We start from the raw sequence: 21,351 nt of genomic DNA, 5'->3' as shown, positions 1-21,351 counted from the left end.
ACGAAGAGGGTTGAGCTTTTGCCTGACAGCAACAGCCTGATTCAGTTTTTATATTTGTGTTAGTAGCCACCCTTTTTCCTCCTATGCTTTTTTAATTTGCTCAAAGTTTTCGATGAGATGACAAACCATGTTTGCAGTCGGTGCTTTGTCTTCCATTTCTTCCCATCGAGAAAGCGCAGAAGACATTTTTCCTCGAAGTGCCAACATTGCTTGAAACTGCTTTTCTGTTTCTTCAAGCCGCTCTTTGATCAGGCTTCTGACTAATGGGCACGCACTTTTACCATCTTCAGATTCATTAATAATTTCCTTGATATCTGCAACGGAAAAACCAAGGTTTCTGGCACTTAAAATGAATTTAAGTCTCGATACTTCTTTATTCGAGTATGACTTGTAGCCGTTCACTGACTTAGCAGGTTTTAACAATCCTAATCTGGTGTAATAGCGCACCGTATCAGCAGTCGTTCCAAGGCTTTTTGCCAGCTCCGCAACTTTCATATTCACTCCTCAGTTTTTTAGCTAAGTTTGTACTCTCATCTTCAGCTTAGACCTGTGTCTAAGACACAGGTCAAGTACTAATTCTAGTGAATAAGCTAAAAACTAATTTTTTGGTAAAAGAGAAATCTCGGTCAAAATCGACAGCATTAAGTACTGTAAATAGCAATAGTTTGAGCATGTTCATCATGCCTCCAAAAAATATTGTGCTAATTGTTCAAAACGGTTGGTAATTTAAACCAATCAGTAAATCGTTTTATTTTTGATGGGACTGGCGAAAAAAAGGCGCACTGATCCCGTGATTAGCCAATAATTGGTGGACGATAAAGTAAGAGATGGATACCAGATTTTGGTAGGGGTATACGCTGTAGAATTAGCTCAGAATGAATATTGCAAATACCTTCGTCTTGCGCTTCCACAAGATAGGCATTTAAATGAAAGCTTGTACAAAAACCGCCTTCACAACAAACACAATCACCAGCTTTACATTTTTCACAGTCTTCATCACCATGACGGTTTTTAGAATCTTGCGAATTTTCAGTGTGATAGTGACTATTGTCATTCATTGATTGATGATGCATATTTTTGCTTGGTTGTATAATATGCGTGTCGGAAGATCCATTTTGATGTTCTTCACAATTCATTGGTTTAGCAATAGCAAAGCCATGCTGCGTAAGCAACAGAGTAATTACCACTATTTTAAACCACTTGAAAAGTCCAAACATTTTAATTCCTTATTTATCACCTACAATATTAGCCACTTTATAAAAATAATTTTATGATCTTGATCAACCTTTGAACTAAAACCTAAACTTTTTACTTTTTACTTTTTACTTTTTACTTTTTTAAACAGCTTTAACTTCACAAGTATAAAAGGGGTGTCTAATTTATACTCATGAGATTGAAGCCAAGCATGAGCACCATTAAAAGAAATAAAAACCCTACGCTCATAACTAGGTATTGAGTAATGGATCATTTTTCCAATTGTTCAGCTTTAAGCGCAGTACTTTGCAACAATCGGTTCTATCCCGGGCACATCCAATTCCCGTTCATCAAAAGTGATAAAATGGCCTATTGTACGTCTTTCAATGGCGATGTTTTTTGCCTTGACTCTTTAACCTTAACCATTCGCCAACTTTACTTCTTAGCTGATATTCCACCTTGATAGGTATACACCAGACTGGCACCGATTGAAAACAAGAAGTAGCTTACTATTACTGCTCTTAGTTCTTTCCAAAAAAACTATTAGCTAGGCCTTTCCTAACATAACTAAAATGGTTTAAATCCCAAAAAACGAAAGCTACCATCAATATAGTTGCGGTAGCTCTCATCAAGTCAATATAGTATTTCTTCATATCAGAGCCAGAACTTGATACCTGCAACAAAAGCAGTATCACGAGTACTTTGCCCATTTAACTTCGCAAAGTCGGCTGTATTACCAAATTTATTTGTCCACTCAACGCCAACATAGGGAGCAAACTGGCGGGTAAACTCATAACGAACCCGAAAACCAATAGCACTGCTAGACAAGCCACTACCAAGGTTATTTTGGACGTCATCCTTACCGTAAAGCGTCAACTCTGCTCGTGGTTGAACAATTAACTTTTGAGTAAGTAATAGCTCATACTCAGCTTCGATCGAAAATGCACTATTACCTTGCTCTCCTAAATACGCAGTCATATCAATTTCAAACCAGTAGGGGGCTAGACCTTGTAAACCAAAAGCTAGCCATTTGCGGTTTTCACCTTCGTTATTATAATCAAGTCGAATACCGACTTGTGTATCCCAATAAGCAGATATTGCGTGGCCCCATAGAAAATCTGTTTGGTTCTCCTCTAAATTACCTTCGCTAAAATCTCCTTCAGTTTTGATGACTAATCTATCAAAAGTAGTGCCATACCATGCCTGAAAGTCAAAAACACCTGCGTTTGTTTGCTCATTATATTCAAGACGATCCCCTAGTAGCGCGTAAAATGAATGCTCATCTGCCAAAGTCAGTCGTTTGTCGCTACTGAGTGCATAAGGGCCTTCAGTCAAAGTTGTACCTGCTGCATAAGCATGGGGGTCTCTAGCATCTTTAGGTGCATCTCCGCCTTGTGCTTGCATTTTAGAATCACCCATCTCAGTCATCTCATCTTTTGCAGATACAGATACAGATACACTTATAAGGGGCAAACCTATTAATAATAGTCTTAACGTATTGGTTAGTATTAATTTTTTCATGATACAACTACCTCTCTAAACATACCTGCATCCATGTGGAATAATAAATGGCAATGCCATGCCCAGCGACCTACGTCATGAGGTGTTGTTAAAAAACTAATTCTTTGCGCTGGTTGTACAGGGATAGTATGGCGACGAACCTGTACATCACCTTTTTCATTCTCCAAATCGCTCCACATACCATGCAGGTGCATGGGATGTGTCATCATTGTATCGTTTTGTAAAATAACTCTTAAACGTTGATTATGCTTCATGTGAACTGGCGTGCTTTTTCCAAATTCCAAGCCATCAAATGACCAGCTATAACGCTCCATGTTTCCAGTTAAATGTAATTCAATTTCAGCCTCTGGCTCTTGCTGGTTTGTAATTCCCTCAAGAGAATGTAAATCTGCAAGTGTTAAAACACGGCGTCCATTTTTACGTAAACCTATACCGGGATCATCAAGGTTTGTTCTAGGCATATCAACACGCATATCAACAGAAGCTCCATACTCTGTTTTTGCATGACGCACTTTAGTGCTAGCAACAGCTAATGGGTTTTTAGTCATTCCATGTTTACTATGATCCATTGCCATCGCTCCATGACCCATTGCACTATGATCCATTTTATTAGAATTCATGCCCGACATACCTGCCGTATCAGCCATTGTAGAATGCACACTATCATGGGTCATATTGCCCATCATATCTGTCATCGTTAACCACTCAACGGGGTCTAAAGAAGGTACTGGTGCATCAACGTTAGGTGCCATTGATAAAGTACCTTTAGCATAACCTGAGCGATCCATGCTTTGTGCAAAAATCGTATATGCATCATTTTTTGGCTCGACAAGTACATCATAAGTTTCACCGGGACCAAATCTAAATTCATCTACTGTCACAGGTTCAACATTTTGTCCATCAGCTTGTACAACTGTTAACTTCAGCTCAGGTATTCTTACATCAAAAAACGTATTGCTAGAACCGTTAATAAATCTAAGCCTAACCTTTTCGCCAGCTTTAAACATTCCACGCCAGTTTGTCAAAGGCGCACAACCATTCATTAAAAAAGTCATTGCAGATGCTGATAAGTCTGCAAGATCTGTAGGGTTCATTCTCATTTTATTCCACATTTCCCGGCGTTGTAGCGCATTTGAAACGCTGCTATTTGAAATGTCATCAAAAAACTCTGGAACAGTAGGTTGATTAAAGTTAAATACATCGCCCTGTACTTTTAACTTGCGAAACAAATCCATTGGGTCATCATCAGTCCAATCAGACAATTGGATGACATGCTCATTGTCAGCACTAATAATATCCTTTTCTCTTGGCTCAATAATTAATGCGCCGTACATACCTGTCATTTCTTGAAAGCCACTGTGTGAGTGATACCAATATGTGCCGCTTTGTTGCAGCTTAAATTTATAAACAAAGGTTTCACCCGGCATTATACCTTTAAAGCTAATACCCGGTACGCCATCCATTTGATACGGAAGAATGATCCCATGCCAATGAATTGAACTCGGCACTGATAATTTATTAGTTACCCTGATAGTAACGTCATCACCTTCTCTGAGGCGCAAGGTAGGAGCTGGTATTGAGCCATTGATTGTTGTAGCCATTCTTACAACACCTGTGAAGTTTACGGGTGACTCATCTATCACTAAATCTATTACTTCTCCACTTAGTTCGGGCGCAGTACCTGTTGAAGTTCCAGCAATCAAAGATGAAGCTGCATGAAGAACACTTGGAAAAGCAGCTAATACACCGCCAGCAATTACACCTTGTACAAAGCGTCTACGTGGCGTAGAAACTTGATGTAATGGACTTTTAATTCTCATTTTGTACTCCGTTATTTAACCAATAAATTAATGTGACCAATGAATGTGCTTAATCTTCCATTCACCATTTTGTTTTTCCAGCACTATCGTTTCCATGCCTTGATAATCGCGTTCAACACCTTTATGAGTACCTGTAGTTTGACTACGCGACGCAGAGATAGCGGTATTTCCAAGTATCGTCACTTGATGTTCAAGTGTGTCGCTCTTCATCGCTGCTAAATACTTCATATCCGACAACATATGATGATGAGCATATTCATCAGCGCTCCTTTCAACGCGGCCTCCCTCGAAAATGGTGACATCATCCGCTAACTGCGCTCTAGCCTGTTTTTGATTGCCAGTTTCAAGTGCTTGATGAAATGCCAAAACAACTTTTGCGGCAGGGGTATCTATACCTTTAAACAAACCTTTGTCTTTGTTCTTATCACCATGAGCGTTTGCTGCGAAACTAAACGTCATTAATAAAACGAGTAATATATTTATTGTTTTCATTTTCATTCTCTCTTTTAGGTTTTAATTTGCAGGGCCAACAACACTAGTAAGCCCAGCCGTTACAGATAAAATGGCAAAAGCTACTAGCATTTCTATCGAGATAGATTTAGATAAAGCCTCTCTGCCTTGACTATTTTTAAGTTGTGGAACGAGTATTAGTTTATGTTTAGCAGCAAGTGCCAAAATAGACACTACAAGGGCCAATTTAAACAACAGTGTTTGTCCGTAACTTGAGCTTATTAGTGCATCAAGACTTCCGACCAATTGAATCACGAGCCAGAGGCCTGCTACCAACAATAGGCTCACTGTAAAACTTGCTTGTTTGCCAAAGCTTTCCATCAGCAAATGAAGTTCTGCATAACTTAGCTGATGGCAAGCCTGTTTTAGTGGCAATAACGCCCCAAACCACCATGCCATAACGAGCACATGCAAAATAAGCAAGCCTTTTTCAATTGTGCCTAACTCAGAAATATGACCCAGTAACGTGAATGAGTATGCAAGGATTAATAAACTCAACATTAAAGCGCTTTGTTTTAAGTACGAGTTCACAGCGAGTTTGAACCTTAAAGCTAAAGCGATTATTGCGGTAACTAGCCCAAGCGCTCGAAGCAAAGCTCCAGTGCCGACAGAGGAGTCCCACATAATAGCCAATATATCAGCGTCTATCGCCCCCTGAATTCCCTCTTCTGCCATTGCACCAGTACTGGCAAAGAACCAAGTAATATTAGCGATCAAAGCCATAACTATATAAGTTCTTGTCCACGTTAAATTCGCTATTACAGTATTAGTATGAGATTCATTATTCTCAAATATTTGCCTGAAAAATGTATAACCAGCAATACAGGCAAAGCCGACGTAAAATACAATTTTTGACAGTACAATGACTGTATTCCAGATATACATTTCCATATCAATCACACCGCCTATTTTAGTGAACCATAAAGCCGAAGCTATGTTTCATTTTATGACCATCGTTACCTAAGAAGGTTACATCCACAGCATAGTTTGCAGGAGCTAATTTAGGTAGTTTCCATGTAAATTTGCTAGTAGCGACTTTAGAAGGCTCGAATCCAAATTTAAATTCTTCGCCTTGTTTATTGGCCAATGAAACTTTTACAACACGTACCTCTTTGGTGAACACCAAAGTTAACTCTTCTGGAGGATTCATTAGCATTGCATTATCAGCAGGCACACTTTTTTCAAGATGCACATGCGCAAATACCGCACTACTAAAAACGACACTGATTATGGTTAAAAGTTTAATTAATGTTTTCATATATACCTCTATTTATTTAATGGATTAACGACTAAATTTATCTTTGAAAATTTGATTACTTGGAATCCCAGCATCTGTAATTATTTTTTCCACTTCACTCATCATTGCTTCTGGACCGCACAAGTAAAACTCAGCCAAAAGCAGTTCTGATTTTTGGTTCATATACGGCAGAAGTACTTTTTGAACATAGCCTGAGTGCCCTTGCCATTCCTCTGAAGGATTAGAAAGAGTAGGAATATAAGAGAAGTTTTTATGCTTCTCACTCAGTGACTTCAATTCATTATGGTATAGCAAGTCATCTTCAGTTCGCGCACCATAGATAAGAGTCAAACCACTTTTATCTTTATGCTTTTTCAACTGTTCAAAAATAATAGACCTCAGTGGTGCAAGTCCTGAACCCGCACCAATAAACACGCGACTAACTTTTTTATTTGAAGTGGCATAAAAATCAGAAAAAGGGCCTTTTGCAGTTATCGTTTCACCTACTTGGAGTGAACCTAAATAACTTGAACCTATTCCTGCTTTAAAACCATTCTTTGCGGTCTGCCAACGGATATTAAACATTAACTCATCAGACTCCTCGTCAAAGTTAACTAATGAGTAGTGGCGAGTTACACCGTTATGAGAAAATTTTCCATGATAGTAGCTATCCCAGTATTTTTCATAGCACTCTGGCATATCATCTGGACGTAAGCTATTCATCCCTGCTGGCACATGAAATTGCATATATGCACCAGCTTTAAATGCCAACTGTTTGCCTGATTTCAGCTTAAATTTCACTTCCTTGATAAAAGGAGTAATGAAATTAGTCGCAACCACAACTAGCTCATGATTTTCAATATTGCGATCAGTATTAACTTCAATCGAACTAATTTCAGAGAACCTATGCTGACATCCAAGCCGATAACCTTCCTTAAGTTGCTCCTGAGATAAATGTTCCTGTTCAGATAGTGTGATAGGTAATTTAGTTGAACTTAAGAACACGCATTTGCCACAAGTACCGCCACCACCGCAACCTGAAGGAAGGTATACATGTGAACTAGCTAGCCCTTCTAGTACAGTTGAGCGACCAACTGCTGAGATGTCAGTAATAGTATTTTCATTGGAAAACGTCACTGCCACTTTTTGCCTGTTAGTGCCCCAACCTAGCTTCAGTAAACCACTTCGATACTGTTGTATCAGCCAAGTAACACCAGTAATTGAAAGGAATAGCGTTGCAAAAGCAAATGCAATGATCAACCAATGGTTAAATCCTCCAGAATTGCCATAGTCCATAAAGTGAAGCTTCATCATCAGATCTTTCAATCTGAAATCATCATTGGCATGGCGAAGTACTTGACCTGTAATACTATCTAAATAAATAGTTGTATTGTTCTCATCCTCAACGGCAACTTGCCACATAGGATTTTGCTGCCTTACGTGATCAGAAAACGGAGGTTGAGATAACACTGGAGTAGTTAACTTACCCTGTCCTGAGTAGGAGTTTTTTGCCAAAGTTAGTACTTGTTCTTCAGACAAATTAAATGGCTTTCCTGTTACAGCATCAAATAGCTTTGAGTGGCGTTCTTGATAGCTATGCTGCCCCTTATCGAACACAAAATGATAGTAAGGCTGATGTAAAACCCATATAAGGTTTACTTCCTGCGGAGCATTACTAGTAATGTCTTTAATAGGGAATAGGTCAAAGCCTGTAATGCTACCTTCATGATGAGAATGAACTCTAAGTTCATTACCACTGGCTTTACTGTGATCCATCAAATTGAAGTAAAGGCCCGTTCCCAACCAAATAAGCAGTTGTAAACCAACAAATAAAGAAAGCCACTTGTGTATCGTTGTATTTAACTTAAATAGTAGCATCAAATGACTCCCTTTTTATTTGGGGAAAGCACTCGGTAATAAGTCAATACTGCGCCAGTAATTGCTCCCATTAGACCTAGAGTTGCGACCAAGAACAAAAACCAGTTAGATACGTTTTCTCCATCATAGTAATCCATAATGTGGAACCGCCACATCCAATCAAACAATCGCCAGTAATCATGACGCTTGGCAACAAGTGATCCTGTTTGTTGACTTATATAAAATGTCGGTGTGGAGAATTGCTCAAACGTCACTCTCCAAACAGGTAAATGCCTTGGGGACAACTCAGCAGGCAAGTTTGTCGCTGACTTAATCAACCTTACGCTGTCGATTTGATGATTCAGCGCATAATGGTATTGTGCGATTTCTTTAGCCTTGATTTCATCAACAAGGGCCTGAACAGCTCCAGTTTTAGCATCTATTGCTACTTTTCCATTTTCTCCATTAATAAAAGAATACAAAGGACGGCCCATACTTTGAGTAAGTGTAACTTGGCTAGCTTTAGGATAATCCGCAGCTAGCTTTACAATGGAGTAATCCATACTTGCTAAATCTATTTTGGCTTCCTCACTCTTAGCCAAGGTTTCGCCGTGTATATAGTGAATATCCATAGTCACCATATACACGCCTGTAATAGACCAGAAGAGGAATTGTATTCCGACAAATGCCATTAGCCATTTGTGATATTTTCTAGCCGTGCTAAGCATTACTTTTTAGCTCCGCCTTAGAAAGCTCCTTGTTAAAGGCGTTTAATTCTGGCTTTTTAACGATTGAGTAAATTACTGGGAGCACAATAAGAGTGAGTAGCACAGCACTTGTCATTCCGCCTACCATAGGTGCAGCAATACGACTCATAATCTCCGAACCTGTTCCTGTACCATATAAAATGGGCATCAAGCCGATAATGATTGTTGCAACTGTCATCATTACTGGACGAACTCGTAAGCCTGCACCGTGCAATAATGCATCTTGATATGCATCATCAGAGATAGGTTCAGCTCGCTCTTCAGCTTTTTCCTTAAGCTCAGCAAGTGCCTGATTGAGATAGACCAACATTATCACACCAATCTCAACCGCTACCCCAGCTAGAGCAATAAAGCCCACGCCTACAGCCACAGAGAAGTTAAACCCTTCCAGATACATCAACCATAAGCCACCAATCATCGCCATCGGCAAGGTAACGATAATGATAGCCACCTCACTAAACGCTCTGAAGTTTAAGTAAAGTAGAATAACAATAATGGCGAGTGTTAAAGGCAATACATAGGTGAGCTTTTCTTTCGCTCTTTCCATATATTCGTATTGCCCAGCCCAAGTAATTGAATAACCTGCTGGTAGTTTTAGATTATTAGCCAAGTGTATTTTTGCACTTTCAACATAAGTACCTACGTCAACACCGTCTATATCGATAAACGTCCAGCCATTTAAACGAGCATTTTCACTCTTAATTCCCGGCGGACCGTTCTCAACTCGAATATCTGCGACATCACCTAGTGCAATGCGTTGACCACTTGGTGTTACAACAGGTAATCGTGATAGCTGCTCAGGAGAGTCTCGATAGTCTTGCGGATAGCGTAAGTTAACAGGGTAACGCTCTTGACCTTCTACCGTTTGGGTAACGTTCATACCACCAATAGCTGTAGAAACCACTTGTTGAACATCTTCGATGTTTAACCCAAAGCGACTTGCCTTATCGCGTGAAATATCAACCTTGATATATCGTCCACCTGCAACTCGCTCTGAGTAAACTGATGCTGTGCCTGTAACTTCGGGTAAAATTTGCTCTATTTGTTGGCCGATTTCCTGAATCACATCAAGCTCTGGTCCGGCGACTTTAATACCCACAGGCGTTTTTATGCCTGTTGCTAACATGTCGATTCGGGTCTTGATTGGCATAACCCAAGCATTCGTTAAGCCCGGAAACTTAACCAATTTATCAAACTCAGCTTTTAACGATTCAGTAGTCACACCCTCTCGCCACTGCTCTTGTGGCTTCAATTGAATAAAGGTTTCAATCATGGTTAAAGGTGCAGGATCGGTTGCAGTTTCAGCTCTTCCTACTTTACCAAATACAGTTTCAACTTCTGGCACAGTGCGAATAAGCTTGTCTGTTTGCTGCAATAACTCCCTTGCTTTACCAATTGAAATACCGGGATAGGTAGTAGGCATATACATGAGATCGCCTTCATCCAATGGCGGAATGAATTCACTACCAATTTTATCGACAGGCCAAAAGCCAACGATAGTCACTAATATTGCTGCTACTACTGTCGATTTTGGAAACTTCATGACTTGCTTTAAAACAGGCATGTAGATAGCAATCAATAATCGGTTTAACGGGTTTTTCTTTTCAGAAACAACTTTGCCTCGAATAAAGTAGCCCATCAAAACAGGCACCAATGTGATCGCCAAACCTGCTGATGCCGCCATTGCATAGGTTTTTGTATAGGCGAGCGGAGAGAACATTCTTCCTTCTTGCGCTTCCAAGATAAATACAGGTAAGAATGAGACTGTAATGATCAGTAAGCTAAAAAATAGTGCAGGGCCTACTTCACTCGCAGCCTTAGCAACAATTTGCCAGCGATTTTCATCTGTTAGTGGTGTTTTCTCCATATGCTTGTGCATATTTTCAATCATCACTATTGCACCATCAGTCATCGCACCAATCGCAATAGCGATACCGCCTAAAGACATAATGTTGGCATTGATGCCTTGCATATACATGATAATGAACGACACCAAGATACCTAATGGCAGAGTAACAACTGCCACAATAGATGAGCGAAGATGAAATAGGAAAGCCACACAGACAATAGCAACGACTGCAAGCTCCTCTAGCAACTTGCTCCAAAGATTATCAACAGCACGATCTATTAACTTCGATCTGTCATAAACAGGGACAATCTCCACCCCCTCTGGTAGAGAAGATTTAAGCGATTCAAGTTTTTCTTTTACCCCGTTTATGGTTTGTTGAGCGTTTTCACCAAAGCGCATAACGACAACACCACCAACAACTTCGCCTTCACCATTAAGCTCTGCGATACCACGGCGCATTTGAGGCCCTAAATTAACGGTAGCAACATCACCAATACGCAATGGCGTGCCTTGTTCGTTAATACCAAGTGGGATTTTCTCTATATCACTAACTGATTGAATATACCCCGTTGCGGTAACCATATATTCAGCTTCAGCCATTTCCACAACGGATGCGCCAGTTTCTTTGTTCCCTTTTTGTAAGGCTATTTGTATTAAACTTAGAGGAATATCGTAAGCTCTCAATTTATCAGGATCTACTTGCACTTGATACTGCTTAACCATACCACCAACGGCGGCAACTTCGGACACGCCCGGAACAGTTTGTAGTTCATACTTTAAGAACCAGTCTTGAATGCTTCTTAATTGGCTTAGATCATGGTTTCCAGACTTATCTGTTAAAGCGTAAATGTATACCCAACCCACACCTGTTGCATCAGGTCCTAATTGAGGTTTTGCCGAATCAGGCAGGCTTGATGCTACTTGGCTTAAGTATTCAAGTACTCTGCTTCTAGCCCAATACAAATCAGTATCGTCATCAAAAATAATGTAGACGTAGGAATCACCAAAAAATGAGTAACCACGAACAGTTTGCGCCCCCGGCACTGATAACATCGCTGTAGTAAGAGGAAATGTCACTTGATCCTGCACTACTTGTGGTGCCTGTCCCGGATAGCTCGTCTTAATTATCACCTGCACATCAGAAAGATCGGGGAGTGCATCTACTGGTGTTTTTTGTAATGAATACAAACCACCAAACGCGATAATTAAGGTAATCAACAAAACAAAGAAACGATTGCCGATAGACCATCTAATAATTGATTCAATCATTATTTTTCTCCCACTTAATGATTAGAATGATCAACAGCAGCTTTATTTTCCTTGCCGTGTTGTTCATCTGATTCAAGAGAAATGTCAGTGATAACTAAGTCATCTCTAACCTCAAAAGTGAAAGTGACATTATCACCGACATTGAAATCAACCATTTCTATATTGTCCGCGACGATAAAATCCATCGTCGCAGCAGGTCTATCCCATTTCTCTATTGGGCCTCTGCTAATATTTAGAATCCGTGTATCAATATCAATCGCATTGATCAAACCAGATACTGTTGCTGATGATACTTCAGGCTCACTCATGATATGAATTCCAGTAATTTCATATCCACCGTCTTCGGTTTTGCTCACTTCAAAGTGCAAAGATTGACCTGACTTTAATGAGTCAATATCGACTTTTTCAGCCACAGTAAAATCCATAACCATTTCAGGCCAATCCCAAGCTTCAGCAGGGCCATGTGAAATATTAACCATGCGGTGCCCTGCCATAACACTATTAACATCCCCTTGCATCCAAACAGAGTTAGGCACTTCATCATGAGTCATTCGTTTAAAGTCAGAGCTTTTACTTGATTCAGAATCAATCAAGAATTGGGCAGATGTCACCACAACGTCATCTTCATTTAAGCCGTCTAATATTTCGATGCTGTCGATATCAACCCGGCCAATAGTCACTTCAATAGATTTAAATTGCCCATCACCTAACGCAAGTACTACTCTGTCCTGTTTACCTGTTCTAATAACGGCTTCTTTAGGCACGAGGATGGTGCTATCAGCTTGATTAGCGTGAATAGAGACTTGTGCAAACATATTTGGTTTTAATTGATAGTCTGTGTTATCAAATTTCAATCTCACTCGGAGTGTGCGTGTTTTACTGTTCAATGTTGGATAAACATAATCAACGACACCAGCCCAGTCCTCACCGGGTAAATAATCCAGTGTCATTGATACAGGAAGTCCTTTTTTAATTAAGGCTGCGTCACGTTCAAACACTTCTGCTTCAACCCAAACTTGATCTAGCTGGCCAATGCTTAATAAGGTGTTTCCCGGCTTTACATAAAAACCTTCTCTAACCTTCAAACCATCGACAACACCTGCTTGTGGTGAATAAAAGGTAATTGTTTGCTGAACCTTTCGTGTCTTTTCTAGCTTTTGAACAAAGTCTGCTGAAAGCTGTAACGCTTTTAGGCGATCTTTGGCTGCTGAAATTAAAGAACTATTGTTGCGCTTTAACGCTATTAACAGCTCTTCCTGAGCATTAACTAACTGAGGAGAATATAGTGTATAAAGAGGCTGCCCTTTCTCTACAGGGTTACCTGCTGCTTTGATGTAAAGTTTATCAATCCAGCCATCAACCCGTGGGTGGATATGAATTAGCTTATCTTCATCATATTGAACGTAACCTACCGTTGAGATTTCAGTATGCATATTTTTCAGTTCAACAGGTGCAGTGCGAACCCCAAGGTTATTCACTACATGAGGCGCAATTTTTACTGCTCCGGGGCCAAAGTCATCACCAGATGATCCTTCCTCATACACAGGAATTAAATCCATCCCCATAGGCGACTTACCGGGCTTGTCCCGGCGGTAATTAGAATCCATCGGTGCAACCCAATACAGAGGCTTTTTTTCTCCTGATGTTGCTTCATTACTATTACTGTTTGAGCCAGTACCTTGATATAAGCTCAATGCTCCTGCACCTAGTGCTGCCCCAATAATGACGGCAATAATTGTTTTCGTATTCGTTGACATTATTTTTCTCCAAATTGCTTATTGGATAAGTGCTGATTAGTTTTGTGCGAAGTGTGCAATGGCTTATGTTCAGCATTTGATTTAGATTGAGAATGCGCAAAGAAATAGTTGATGCGAGTAACTGTTTTAAGTGCATCAACATCAATTCTTAAAGCTGATATTCTGGTATTTAATTCGGCAATTCTTGCTCGAACAACTTCGGCAAAATCGCCATCATCATTTGTGTAGGCTGTCAATGACGCTTCTGCTTGGTCATGAGTTTGTTTAAGGAGTTGTTCTTTATAGATAGATTGTCTATCTGATAAGCGTTTAAGCTGTCTTAGTTCTTTTTCTAAAACACTGATCATTTGCTTTGTCAGTAATAGTTTCTCGGTTTTAATAGTCTCTGAATCTGCAATAGAAGCTGCAACTTGCTTATCTTGTCTGTTCTCGGTGAACAAGGGTAAATCAAACGTTACTCCAACAGAAAATAAATCAGCTCGGCTATCACCAGAGGGCATATTGTCGCGATAGGCATAACTAGCATTAACACCCCATTGCGGCTCATATTGCTGTTTAGCTAATTCAACACCTTTTTCTGAAGCTTTGCGTTTTATATCAATTGCAAGTATGGCTGGGTGATTCGAAAGCTCCTGAGCCAATAGATTTCTTGAGTAATTAGATGCTTTTAGGACTGTTGGATTATTCAAAGTAATTGCAGGTAACTTTTTAGAAACCCTAAACTCTAATGGTTGCGCGTCAAAGTTGAATGATTCATTCAAACGATCCGCATCGTAAATATGAAGCCACTCATTGAGACGAGCGATTGTCGTTTCTAGTTTCTGCTTTTGCGAAGTTAATCTGTCATCTAACTGCACGATTTCCAACTGAGCACGAATAACATCTTGCTGTCTAGTTTTACCAACAACGTTTGAATAGCTAGCTTTAGCCACTTCCGCCATCTGCTCAAAGAGAGACCAATCATCTTCAATCAATTTAATAGTTTGTTGGGCTAAGTAAGCATCTAACCAAAGTTGTGACACTTGGCTTTTCAACTTAGCTTTACGATCCTCTCGTAACAGTGGAAATTTCGTGGACTCAATTTGTAACTGGTCTTTCTTGATCTCTAGACTGTCGCCTCTCGGAAACATTTGAGAGACGCCAACCTTTAGCTGAGTCATTCCTTCCTGATCTAAATCCCAAGTATCTGTTGGTAAATTCATTATCCCTAGCGATACTTTCGGATCAGGCAAAGTACCTGAAGCAATACTTCTATTTTCAACTGCACTTTGTTTCAATCGGCTACCATGAAGCCAAGGATCATTTTGCTGAGCTAAGGTGATAGCTTGTTCAAGCGACACTACTTTCTCAGCTTGAGCTGAGAATACAGATAAGCCGAGTATTAATGCAGTTGAAAGTGAAGTAAGGTTTGAAGAGTTCAATTTCATTAGAATTGCTCCTCGTATGTCTTAACTTTTGCATAGACTTTGCTCGTTCCATCTTTAAATAGAATTAACACGTTGTATGGCATAAAGCGGTCATCGACTTCCATACCGGGAGAGCCAACTGGCATTGCTGGAACTGAAAGCCCAATCGCATTGGGATGTTCTTCTGATAAGAACTGCTGAATAAATTTAGCAGGTATATGACCTTCAAAGGCAAATCCATTTCTACTCACTGCCGTGTGGCATGAACGGTAATTAGGTTTGATACCATACTTAGTTTTGATGTTGCCGATGTTTCGGAAATCTTTGGAATGCGCAACGATCCCTTTGTCTTCAATATGAGTTATCCATTTTTTACAACACCCACAAGTAGGGGTTTTATAAACGATTAACTCCAAAGGTGTTACGTCGTTATTGTGTGCATGGTTATGTTCGTTGGCGTTTGCAAACGCAGGTGAAAGCAGCATTACTACTGCTATTTTTAAATACTTATTGATCATTTTTGCCCCCAGACATCGCTGGAAAATATCTATAGCGCTACGACGCTATATTGACTAACAGAAAAATTAATTACATGTGCGAGAAATTTGGACGCACTAATCCTGTATTAGGCAAAAATTGGTGGACGATAAAGGGAAGTGGAAATTGAATGAGGTTGTTTAGATTGCAGAGCAGCTACAGATTCACTGAATATTTGAATATCTGTCGAATCAATACTGGAATTTAGGACTGTCGTAGATGAGCAAGCATTTGCAGGACAAATACATTCAACGTCACAACAATCTTCTGATTGACCATTACTGCTTTTATTCATATCACCATGATCCATGTTCATGTTCATGTTCATGTTCATGTTCATGTGTGATTCGTGAGAACCTGATGACATTTCGCAAGGCATAGCAGAATACGCAAATGCTTGCCCTACAAAGGCAACCAGCATAAGCGTCATTACTAAGACTTTTGAAAATGCTTTAGACATAAAATTCTCTTACAAGTATACATCTCTAATACTAATGCAAATTTTTGACTAAGTCAATTGATGCTGTATAAACATTTATGAATATTTGATTATCGTCAAATTTTTCAAAGAGGTAAGTGACAAATAATAATCTCATCAGACTTCTTATCTTCGCTATTCAATGGCTTTTATTTTGAGACTTAAGTTGCTCTCTCATTTCTAAAACTCGATCTGCCGAATAAGCTCCTGCTCTCATAACAACCAGTTCAACAAATGAAATATCAATTAACTTATGGTCAGCATCAATCACATAACAACTCCCACTATGTGTGTATATTTCTAACTTATCTTCATCAGCAGATTTGCTAACAATCTTTGAAGTCACGATTTGCTGAAATGGCCGAAACCTGAATGTTTCATCTTCAATAACCCCCCCTGATAAAAACTCGCCAAGAAATATTTTTTCAAATTCTTTATAGTCGTAAACAGATACTATGTAGGCATCCTTTAAATATATTCTATCCAACGTATTCCCTTACTAATAACTAGCCGGGAGCATATCTCGCAGCTCTAATAACTCATTAGGAGAATACATACACTCATGCATTAAATTAAACTCAAATGCATTTACATCAAACTCTTTAGATTCAGCATCTAAGATATAAAAGTCAACACCAAAGCACTTACTTTCTAGACCATTGATTTCCAAAACCTTTATCGTGAATAAAGCATCTCCTTCTTTACCATTTTCATTTTCGTCAGCAAATGTGCCGTAAAGCACCCGTTCAACTTTTTCCTCTGTATCAGATTGAATTGAGATAAGTTTTGCGTTGGTTAGTTTTACTCTAGGTCTCATGCTTGAACTCCTTTCATATCTTCTACAGAAAAAGGACGAAAAAAACTTAGATATTTAACCCCATCAACTTTAAGCAAATTGTTGTCAGCATCAAAATGTGACAGAACACTAGATTGATACAACGAAATGTATTTTTCATAATCGATTGTGTTAAAAAAGTTGGTATCAACGCGCCTCGCATAAAAAACAAGATCTTGCTGTTCGATACGAACAATGAACTTCTGATCGCCATCTAGATTTTTGACTCGTAGACATAAATCAGGTTTGTGCCAATCAGATACAAAGGAAGGAATCAATGGGAAGCCATATACCAAATAGCGCATACCTTCGATTTTGAAGGTTGTTGGATTGAACTGAGCCTTATTTACTTTGCCGCTACTGAATAATTCAAGTGTCAACACCAGCCAGTGCACATGCTTAGAAAATGTATTTCCTTCAGAAATACAGCCTTCAAACTCACCATTATGGTTTACATGATTGATGTACATGTATTTTCTAATGTCATCCAAGGAAAGCTTTTCAAACGGAAACTTGCAAGCGATTAGCCTGAAATAACAACCATGAACTTTTAAATCTGCATATTGAACTATCAACGGATCATCAAAGGCATCAAAGTATGGTCGCCACTCTAAGCGGAAGTCTGCACCTGTATTTACAATAAACTTGGCATTTTCAGGCAACCCTAAAACTTGGTATATCACTGAAACTAACTCTAATGTTTCGATATCTACCAGCATCAGGCTTTCAATACGGTTTGCCATTGACTCAATTTCTTTATGAAGCGATTCAATAATTTCTTGATCATCGTATTCGTTGATCATTAAATATTTCAGGGAATCGTGCTTTAGAATTGAGTCCAGCTTTTTCTTTTCAAATACTTCAGAGAGATATTTATGGGTATCAGAAAAATAAGGGCAGTTATAAACACCTCGAGCCCACAGGCCTTGGGCGTAAAGATCAGGAAACTCTAATAACTCAGCAAACTCTTTTGCTTGTTTATTGAGCTTATTCTTTAATTGATAAAGTGAGATCATTTAGTTCTCCAAACAACTTTCCAATAAACAATGGCCTACCAACACATTGCTTTATTTATTGTTCAAATAACCAAATTTTTACGGATGCTCCGCTTCACTGTTCACGTTTTTCAAGGCGAAAAACATGTGTAGGCGTAGGCTGTCCGTTCAGCCTTCATATTATAATATCGCCAAAAAACAAAATGACAACTTACGTATTTGTACAACTTAGGTAGATATTTTGAGTTTGAACTCTGAAAAGCTAAGCCCAAACAGGGATACGACCATCTCTTCATTTATATTGGAGCCGGGAAATTTTTTTTCAAAATTTCCAATAATGCTATCTAGGTGGCTAGCTAATATTTTTACTAAAAATATTTCCGAGTTTGGTGAGAGTGCAGACAGTGCTATCAATGGGTTGTCAAAGGATTCAGCTTTTATTTTTACTAGTAAATCGCTGTAACTGTCACTGCCGTAAAGACAAATAGCTAGGGCTTCTTGGGCTTGTCCAAGGGGAATAGTTAATAATTTAGATAATCGTTTTGCCTGCCTTTTTATATTTACTAGCAGGTCTTCTTTATTAAAAGACATCAATACACCAAAAAACGGCAACGCTAGGCCACGCACCTATGTCACTCAGTTTTTGTGAATATTTAATCTTTTAGTTCAGAGTAAATCCATTTCGTCCTGTTTTCGTGGGAACGGGCTTCTCTGAAAAGCCACTGCAAAAAGCAGTGGCTATTGTCGCAATATTATAAGGAAATGTGAATGGTAGTTTGATGCCTACATATTCTTTTCAGTGAATTCAGCCAAGCTACTACGCTCTACTTCATCAAAAATTAGCACTGAGCCTTTTTCATAATGACGATACACATTAACAGCCGCACTTGCACCAGAAGAAGCAGGTGTTACAAACTTATCATCAATCTGGGCTAAGTTGCCCAACACGATTGTGCGACAATTTTTGCCACCACGACTAAGCATTCCTTTAATTTGAGCACGGGTCATATTTTGTGCTTCATCAATAATTAAAACAGCATCATCAATTGACCTGCCTCGAAAATAAGCCATAGAAGTAAACTCTATATTGGCACGCTCTATGACATGCTCAACAGTTGCACTAATATTACCTTCATTGTTATCACCTGAATGCATTGATATAAGCGCATCTGTTATACCTGCTAATAACGGCATTGATTTCTCTGTCAGGTCACCGGGTAAAAACCCCGGATCATCGTCCATAAAGTCTCTGGAGCGCACCACAACGATTTTTTTGTACTTTTTTAACTCCAATACTTGATGCAGCGCCGAAGCAACTGCTAAAAAAGTTTTTCCGGAGCCAGCAGGGCCAAGGATGATATTTAAGTCATAATATGGATCTGTTAATTGGCTTAAAGCTACTGCCTGACGCTGATTTTTAGGCAAAATGCCCCATACTTTTTCTTGTTTACGAGGCAATAACTTTGTGAATACCTCAGTATCTGTTACTTCTGAAATTCGCCCAATGTGTCCAGCTTCATCGTACCAATACATGTTTGGCTGAACTTCATCATTAAATAGACTTATTGGGAAAGTATAAACTTCTCCTGAAACCTTGAAGTCTTTGTCTGATTTAATTCGATCAAAAAGATCTCCTTTAAAGGCTTGTACCCCTGTGTATAAAAGATCAATATCTGATATTTGATTATCTACGGCAACGTCTTCTGCCATGACCCCTACGGTTCGAGCTTTCAAGCGCATATTAATGTCACGGCTAACAATTATTACGTCTTTATCTAAGTCCTTCTGAAGATACAGTGCATAGTTAATTATTCTATTGTCAGCGTCACTTCCAATACCGTGCTTTAACTCTTTAGCCATATCGAGCTGGGTATCAATTCCAATAAACAGTTTTCCTCGTTTAGCTGTTTCAGTAGAAGGCAGTGGAATACCAGCTTCCATCTCTTCTGCACTGTGCCCATTTATTATATCTTCAAGCATACGAATACATACACGAGCATCAGCACTAACCGATTTGTTAGTTCTTTCTTTTAAGTTATCTAATTCTTCTAGAACTGTTAGACAGATGTATACGTCTTCACTGTACGCAAGAAGTGACTTTGGATCATGAACTAGTGCCGATGTATCCAATACTCTTGGGTTTTTGTTTTCACTTGGATTATTCATTTTAGTTCTCCTTTGAGAACGATTTTCATTAATTAGCATTTTAGATTTACCTTAGCTTTATTATTTTTGTTTGTGCCTCTTGCAGGTTAAATCCGTTATTTATATTTATTGATGAATGGTTCTATTCTTTAAGTCACACTTAATGACATGTTAGAGAGATTAGATCTTAGCCTGTTATAAATACTCAATTTATTCAGTAAGAATAAGGTCTGTAGATAGGTCTGCACAAATATTGAAAAAAAGCTTGCAGTAATACCTGTTTTACCGCACCCCGCTGGGCCGGTTAAAATAACCAGCTCAATACTAGGGTCAAGCAAGGCGTCGAGTGCCATACCTTGGTAAATATTTTTAGGCTTTACGCCCCACGCTTGCTGATGCATTAAACGCTCAACACTAATATCTTTTAATTTAATACGCTCGTTATCGTAAGATTTGACCCGCGCAGCAAAGTGCTCGCTGCCATCAAGTATGTACTCATTGCAAAACACATCAGGAATTAAGTTTTTAGCCACATAATGAAACGTATCACGGCCGTGTTGCTGTGTTTCGCATTGCCCTACGTGCTGCCAAAAATCGCCCTCTATTTTTTTATAGCCGCTAGTTAATAAAGCAATATCATCGATTAATTGGTCGGTACGGTAATCTTCAACATATTTAAGGCCAGCACCTTTTGCCTTAAGGCGCATGTTTATATCTTTTGTCACCAATACAATTTTTGAATCGCTGTGCTGTTTTTGTAAATACACGGCGCAGTTAATAATACGGTGATCGTTTTCATCTCCCGGTAAACCAGAAATAGAATCTGCAAAAAGATGGTCATTAACAATAATGAGCGTACCGGTTGAATTGGCATTTGCCTTTTTATTGCTAGGCAGTGCAACACCCTGCAACATTTGCTCTGGAGTTGCGTCTTTTAGTACCTCATCTAAGCCGCGAATAGCCACTCGTGCATCACGACTTACGTCGTGTTTTCTATCTTTAATGTGGTCAAGCTCTTCTAAAACAGTCATGGGAATGACAACGTTATGTTCTTGGAAAGACAAATAAGCGAGGGGTTCGTGGAGTAATACATTGGTGTCTAGCACATACATTTTACTTTCAAGGTTCGAAGCTTTTTCCATAGCACTTTCCTTACGTTTTATGATTTTTATGC

Annotated in this window: 19 protein-coding genes and 1 pseudogene; all 20 read right to left on the bottom strand. The window is 39.2% G+C overall.

The genetic code is table 11. The annotated features are described in order from the left end of the window. Positions 1-81 precede the first annotated feature (81 nt). Complete coding sequence (locus tag CWB60_RS00345; RefSeq protein WP_008467855.1) at positions 82-495, bottom strand: MerR family transcriptional regulator; 414 nt, start codon at positions 493-495, stop codon at positions 82-84. A gap of 299 nt (positions 496-794) precedes the next feature. Next, on the bottom strand, positions 795-1,217 hold the full coding sequence (locus CWB60_RS00340) for a hypothetical protein (RefSeq protein ID WP_010558026.1): 423 nt from the start codon (positions 1,215-1,217) through the stop codon (positions 795-797). A gap of 631 nt (positions 1,218-1,848) precedes the next feature. After that, the gene (locus CWB60_RS00330; protein ID WP_028834968.1) at positions 1,849-2,715 is read right to left on the bottom strand and encodes a copper resistance protein B; all 867 of its coding nucleotides are present in this window, start codon (positions 2,713-2,715) and stop codon (positions 1,849-1,851) included. Beyond that, entirely contained in the window at positions 2,712-4,535 is a 1,824-nt protein-coding gene (locus tag CWB60_RS00325; protein ID WP_010558029.1) for a copper resistance system multicopper oxidase, read from the bottom strand. The genes CWB60_RS00330 and CWB60_RS00325 overlap by 4 nt, the downstream gene beginning before the upstream one ends. A gap of 27 nt (positions 4,536-4,562) precedes the next feature. Further along, positions 4,563-5,033 (bottom strand): YybH family protein, encoded by a 471-nt coding sequence (locus tag CWB60_RS00320; RefSeq protein ID WP_021032425.1) that lies wholly within the window; start codon positions 5,031-5,033, stop codon positions 4,563-4,565. A 15-nt stretch (positions 5,034-5,048) separates the two neighbouring features. After that, complete coding sequence (locus tag CWB60_RS00315) at positions 5,049-5,936, bottom strand: CopD family protein (RefSeq protein WP_010558031.1); 888 nt, start codon at positions 5,934-5,936, stop codon at positions 5,049-5,051. Positions 5,937-5,955: 19 nt separating this feature from the next. After that, positions 5,956-6,303: a copper resistance CopC family protein gene (locus CWB60_RS00310; protein ID WP_029773133.1), complete on the bottom strand. Its 348-nt coding sequence runs from the start codon at positions 6,301-6,303 to the stop codon at positions 5,956-5,958. A 24-nt stretch (positions 6,304-6,327) separates the two neighbouring features. Then, positions 6,328-8,160 carry a 2Fe-2S iron-sulfur cluster-binding protein gene (locus CWB60_RS00305; RefSeq protein WP_029773132.1) on the bottom strand — a complete coding sequence of 611 codons (1,833 nt, stop codon included), beginning with the start codon at positions 8,158-8,160 and terminating at the stop codon, positions 6,328-6,330. Beyond that, on the bottom strand, positions 8,160-8,780 hold the full coding sequence (locus tag CWB60_RS00300; RefSeq protein WP_223230573.1) for a PepSY domain-containing protein: 621 nt from the start codon (positions 8,778-8,780) through the stop codon (positions 8,160-8,162). Before CWB60_RS00300 ends, CWB60_RS00305 begins: the two co-directional genes overlap by 1 nt. Before the next feature lie 79 nt (positions 8,781-8,859). Continuing rightward, positions 8,860-12,024, bottom strand: coding sequence for an efflux RND transporter permease subunit (locus tag CWB60_RS00295; RefSeq protein ID WP_138577978.1), 3,165 nt, complete (start codon positions 12,022-12,024; stop codon positions 8,860-8,862). A 14-nt stretch (positions 12,025-12,038) separates the two neighbouring features. Continuing rightward, entirely contained in the window at positions 12,039-13,781 is a 1,743-nt protein-coding gene (locus CWB60_RS00290; protein WP_029773130.1) for an efflux RND transporter periplasmic adaptor subunit, read from the bottom strand. Continuing rightward, complete coding sequence (locus CWB60_RS00285; RefSeq protein ID WP_029773129.1) at positions 13,781-15,208, bottom strand: TolC family protein; 1,428 nt, start codon at positions 15,206-15,208, stop codon at positions 13,781-13,783. Before CWB60_RS00285 ends, CWB60_RS00290 begins: the two co-directional genes overlap by 1 nt. Beyond that, positions 15,208-15,705 carry a DUF411 domain-containing protein gene (locus tag CWB60_RS00280; RefSeq protein WP_004589252.1) on the bottom strand — a complete coding sequence of 166 codons (498 nt, stop codon included), beginning with the start codon at positions 15,703-15,705 and terminating at the stop codon, positions 15,208-15,210. The genes CWB60_RS00285 and CWB60_RS00280 overlap by 1 nt, the downstream gene beginning before the upstream one ends. 107 nt (positions 15,706-15,812) lie before the next feature. Then, the gene (locus tag CWB60_RS00275; protein WP_029773128.1) at positions 15,813-16,184 is read right to left on the bottom strand and encodes a hypothetical protein; all 372 of its coding nucleotides are present in this window, start codon (positions 16,182-16,184) and stop codon (positions 15,813-15,815) included. Positions 16,185-16,341: 157 nt separating this feature from the next. Continuing rightward, positions 16,342-16,689: a hypothetical protein gene (locus tag CWB60_RS00270; RefSeq protein WP_016899198.1), complete on the bottom strand. Its 348-nt coding sequence runs from the start codon at positions 16,687-16,689 to the stop codon at positions 16,342-16,344. Positions 16,690-16,701: 12 nt separating this feature from the next. Beyond that, the gene (locus CWB60_RS00265) at positions 16,702-17,019 is read right to left on the bottom strand and encodes a hypothetical protein (protein WP_008109627.1); all 318 of its coding nucleotides are present in this window, start codon (positions 17,017-17,019) and stop codon (positions 16,702-16,704) included. After that, positions 17,016-18,053, bottom strand: a complete 1,038-nt coding sequence (locus tag CWB60_RS00260; protein ID WP_008109625.1) for a hypothetical protein — start codon at positions 18,051-18,053, stop codon at positions 17,016-17,018. The genes CWB60_RS00265 and CWB60_RS00260 overlap by 4 nt, the downstream gene beginning before the upstream one ends. Before the next feature lie 207 nt (positions 18,054-18,260). Beyond that, positions 18,261-18,623 (bottom strand): hypothetical protein, encoded by a 363-nt coding sequence (locus CWB60_RS00255; protein ID WP_029773034.1) that lies wholly within the window; start codon positions 18,621-18,623, stop codon positions 18,261-18,263. A 192-nt stretch (positions 18,624-18,815) separates the two neighbouring features. Beyond that, entirely contained in the window at positions 18,816-20,198 is a 1,383-nt protein-coding gene (locus tag CWB60_RS00250; RefSeq protein WP_029773033.1) for a PhoH family protein, read from the bottom strand. Positions 20,199-20,455: 257 nt separating this feature from the next. Then, positions 20,456-21,319 (bottom strand): annotated as a pseudogene (locus CWB60_RS00245) (PIN domain-containing protein); the annotation flags it as partial. Positions 21,320-21,351: the final 32 nt, after the last annotated feature.

Source organism: Pseudoalteromonas sp. S327 (assembly GCF_005886415.1).
Lineage (GTDB): Bacteria > Pseudomonadota > Gammaproteobacteria > Enterobacterales > Alteromonadaceae > Pseudoalteromonas > Pseudoalteromonas atlantica.
The sequence above is the reverse complement of the archived record's forward strand: the minus strand, read 5'-3'. Positions and strand labels throughout refer to the sequence as shown.

Bases quoted from the DNA above. Each gene is read 5' to 3' on its own strand.
- CWB60_RS00345 (WP_008467855.1), bottom strand. From the start codon at position 495: ATGAAAGTTGCGGAGCTGGCAAAAAGCCTTGGAACGACTGCTGATACG.
- CWB60_RS00340 (WP_010558026.1), bottom strand. From the start codon at position 1,217: ATGTTTGGACTTTTCAAGTGGTTTAAAATAGTGGTAATTACTCTGTTG.
- CWB60_RS00330 (WP_028834968.1), bottom strand. From the start codon at position 2,715: ATGAAAAAATTAATACTAACCAATACGTTAAGACTATTATTAATAGGT.
- CWB60_RS00325 (WP_010558029.1), bottom strand. From the start codon at position 4,535: ATGAGAATTAAAAGTCCATTACATCAAGTTTCTACGCCACGTAGACGC.
- CWB60_RS00320 (WP_021032425.1), bottom strand. From the start codon at position 5,033: ATGAAAATGAAAACAATAAATATATTACTCGTTTTATTAATGACGTTT.
- CWB60_RS00315 (WP_010558031.1), bottom strand. From the start codon at position 5,936: ATGGAAATGTATATCTGGAATACAGTCATTGTACTGTCAAAAATTGTA.
- CWB60_RS00310 (WP_029773133.1), bottom strand. From the start codon at position 6,303: ATGAAAACATTAATTAAACTTTTAACCATAATCAGTGTCGTTTTTAGT.
- CWB60_RS00305 (WP_029773132.1), bottom strand. From the start codon at position 8,160: ATGCTACTATTTAAGTTAAATACAACGATACACAAGTGGCTTTCTTTA.
- CWB60_RS00300 (WP_223230573.1), bottom strand. From the start codon at position 8,780: ATGGTGACTATGGATATTCACTATATACACGGCGAAACCTTGGCTAAG.
- CWB60_RS00295 (WP_138577978.1), bottom strand. From the start codon at position 12,024: ATGATTGAATCAATTATTAGATGGTCTATCGGCAATCGTTTCTTTGTT.
- CWB60_RS00290 (WP_029773130.1), bottom strand. From the start codon at position 13,781: ATGTCAACGAATACGAAAACAATTATTGCCGTCATTATTGGGGCAGCA.
- CWB60_RS00285 (WP_029773129.1), bottom strand. From the start codon at position 15,208: ATGAAATTGAACTCTTCAAACCTTACTTCACTTTCAACTGCATTAATA.
- CWB60_RS00280 (WP_004589252.1), bottom strand. From the start codon at position 15,705: ATGATCAATAAGTATTTAAAAATAGCAGTAGTAATGCTGCTTTCACCT.
- CWB60_RS00275 (WP_029773128.1), bottom strand. From the start codon at position 16,184: ATGTCTAAAGCATTTTCAAAAGTCTTAGTAATGACGCTTATGCTGGTT.
- CWB60_RS00265 (WP_008109627.1), bottom strand. From the start codon at position 17,019: ATGAGACCTAGAGTAAAACTAACCAACGCAAAACTTATCTCAATTCAA.
- CWB60_RS00260 (WP_008109625.1), bottom strand. From the start codon at position 18,053: ATGATCTCACTTTATCAATTAAAGAATAAGCTCAATAAACAAGCAAAA.
- CWB60_RS00255 (WP_029773034.1), bottom strand. From the start codon at position 18,623: ATGTCTTTTAATAAAGAAGACCTGCTAGTAAATATAAAAAGGCAGGCA.
- CWB60_RS00250 (WP_029773033.1), bottom strand. From the start codon at position 20,198: ATGAATAATCCAAGTGAAAACAAAAACCCAAGAGTATTGGATACATCG.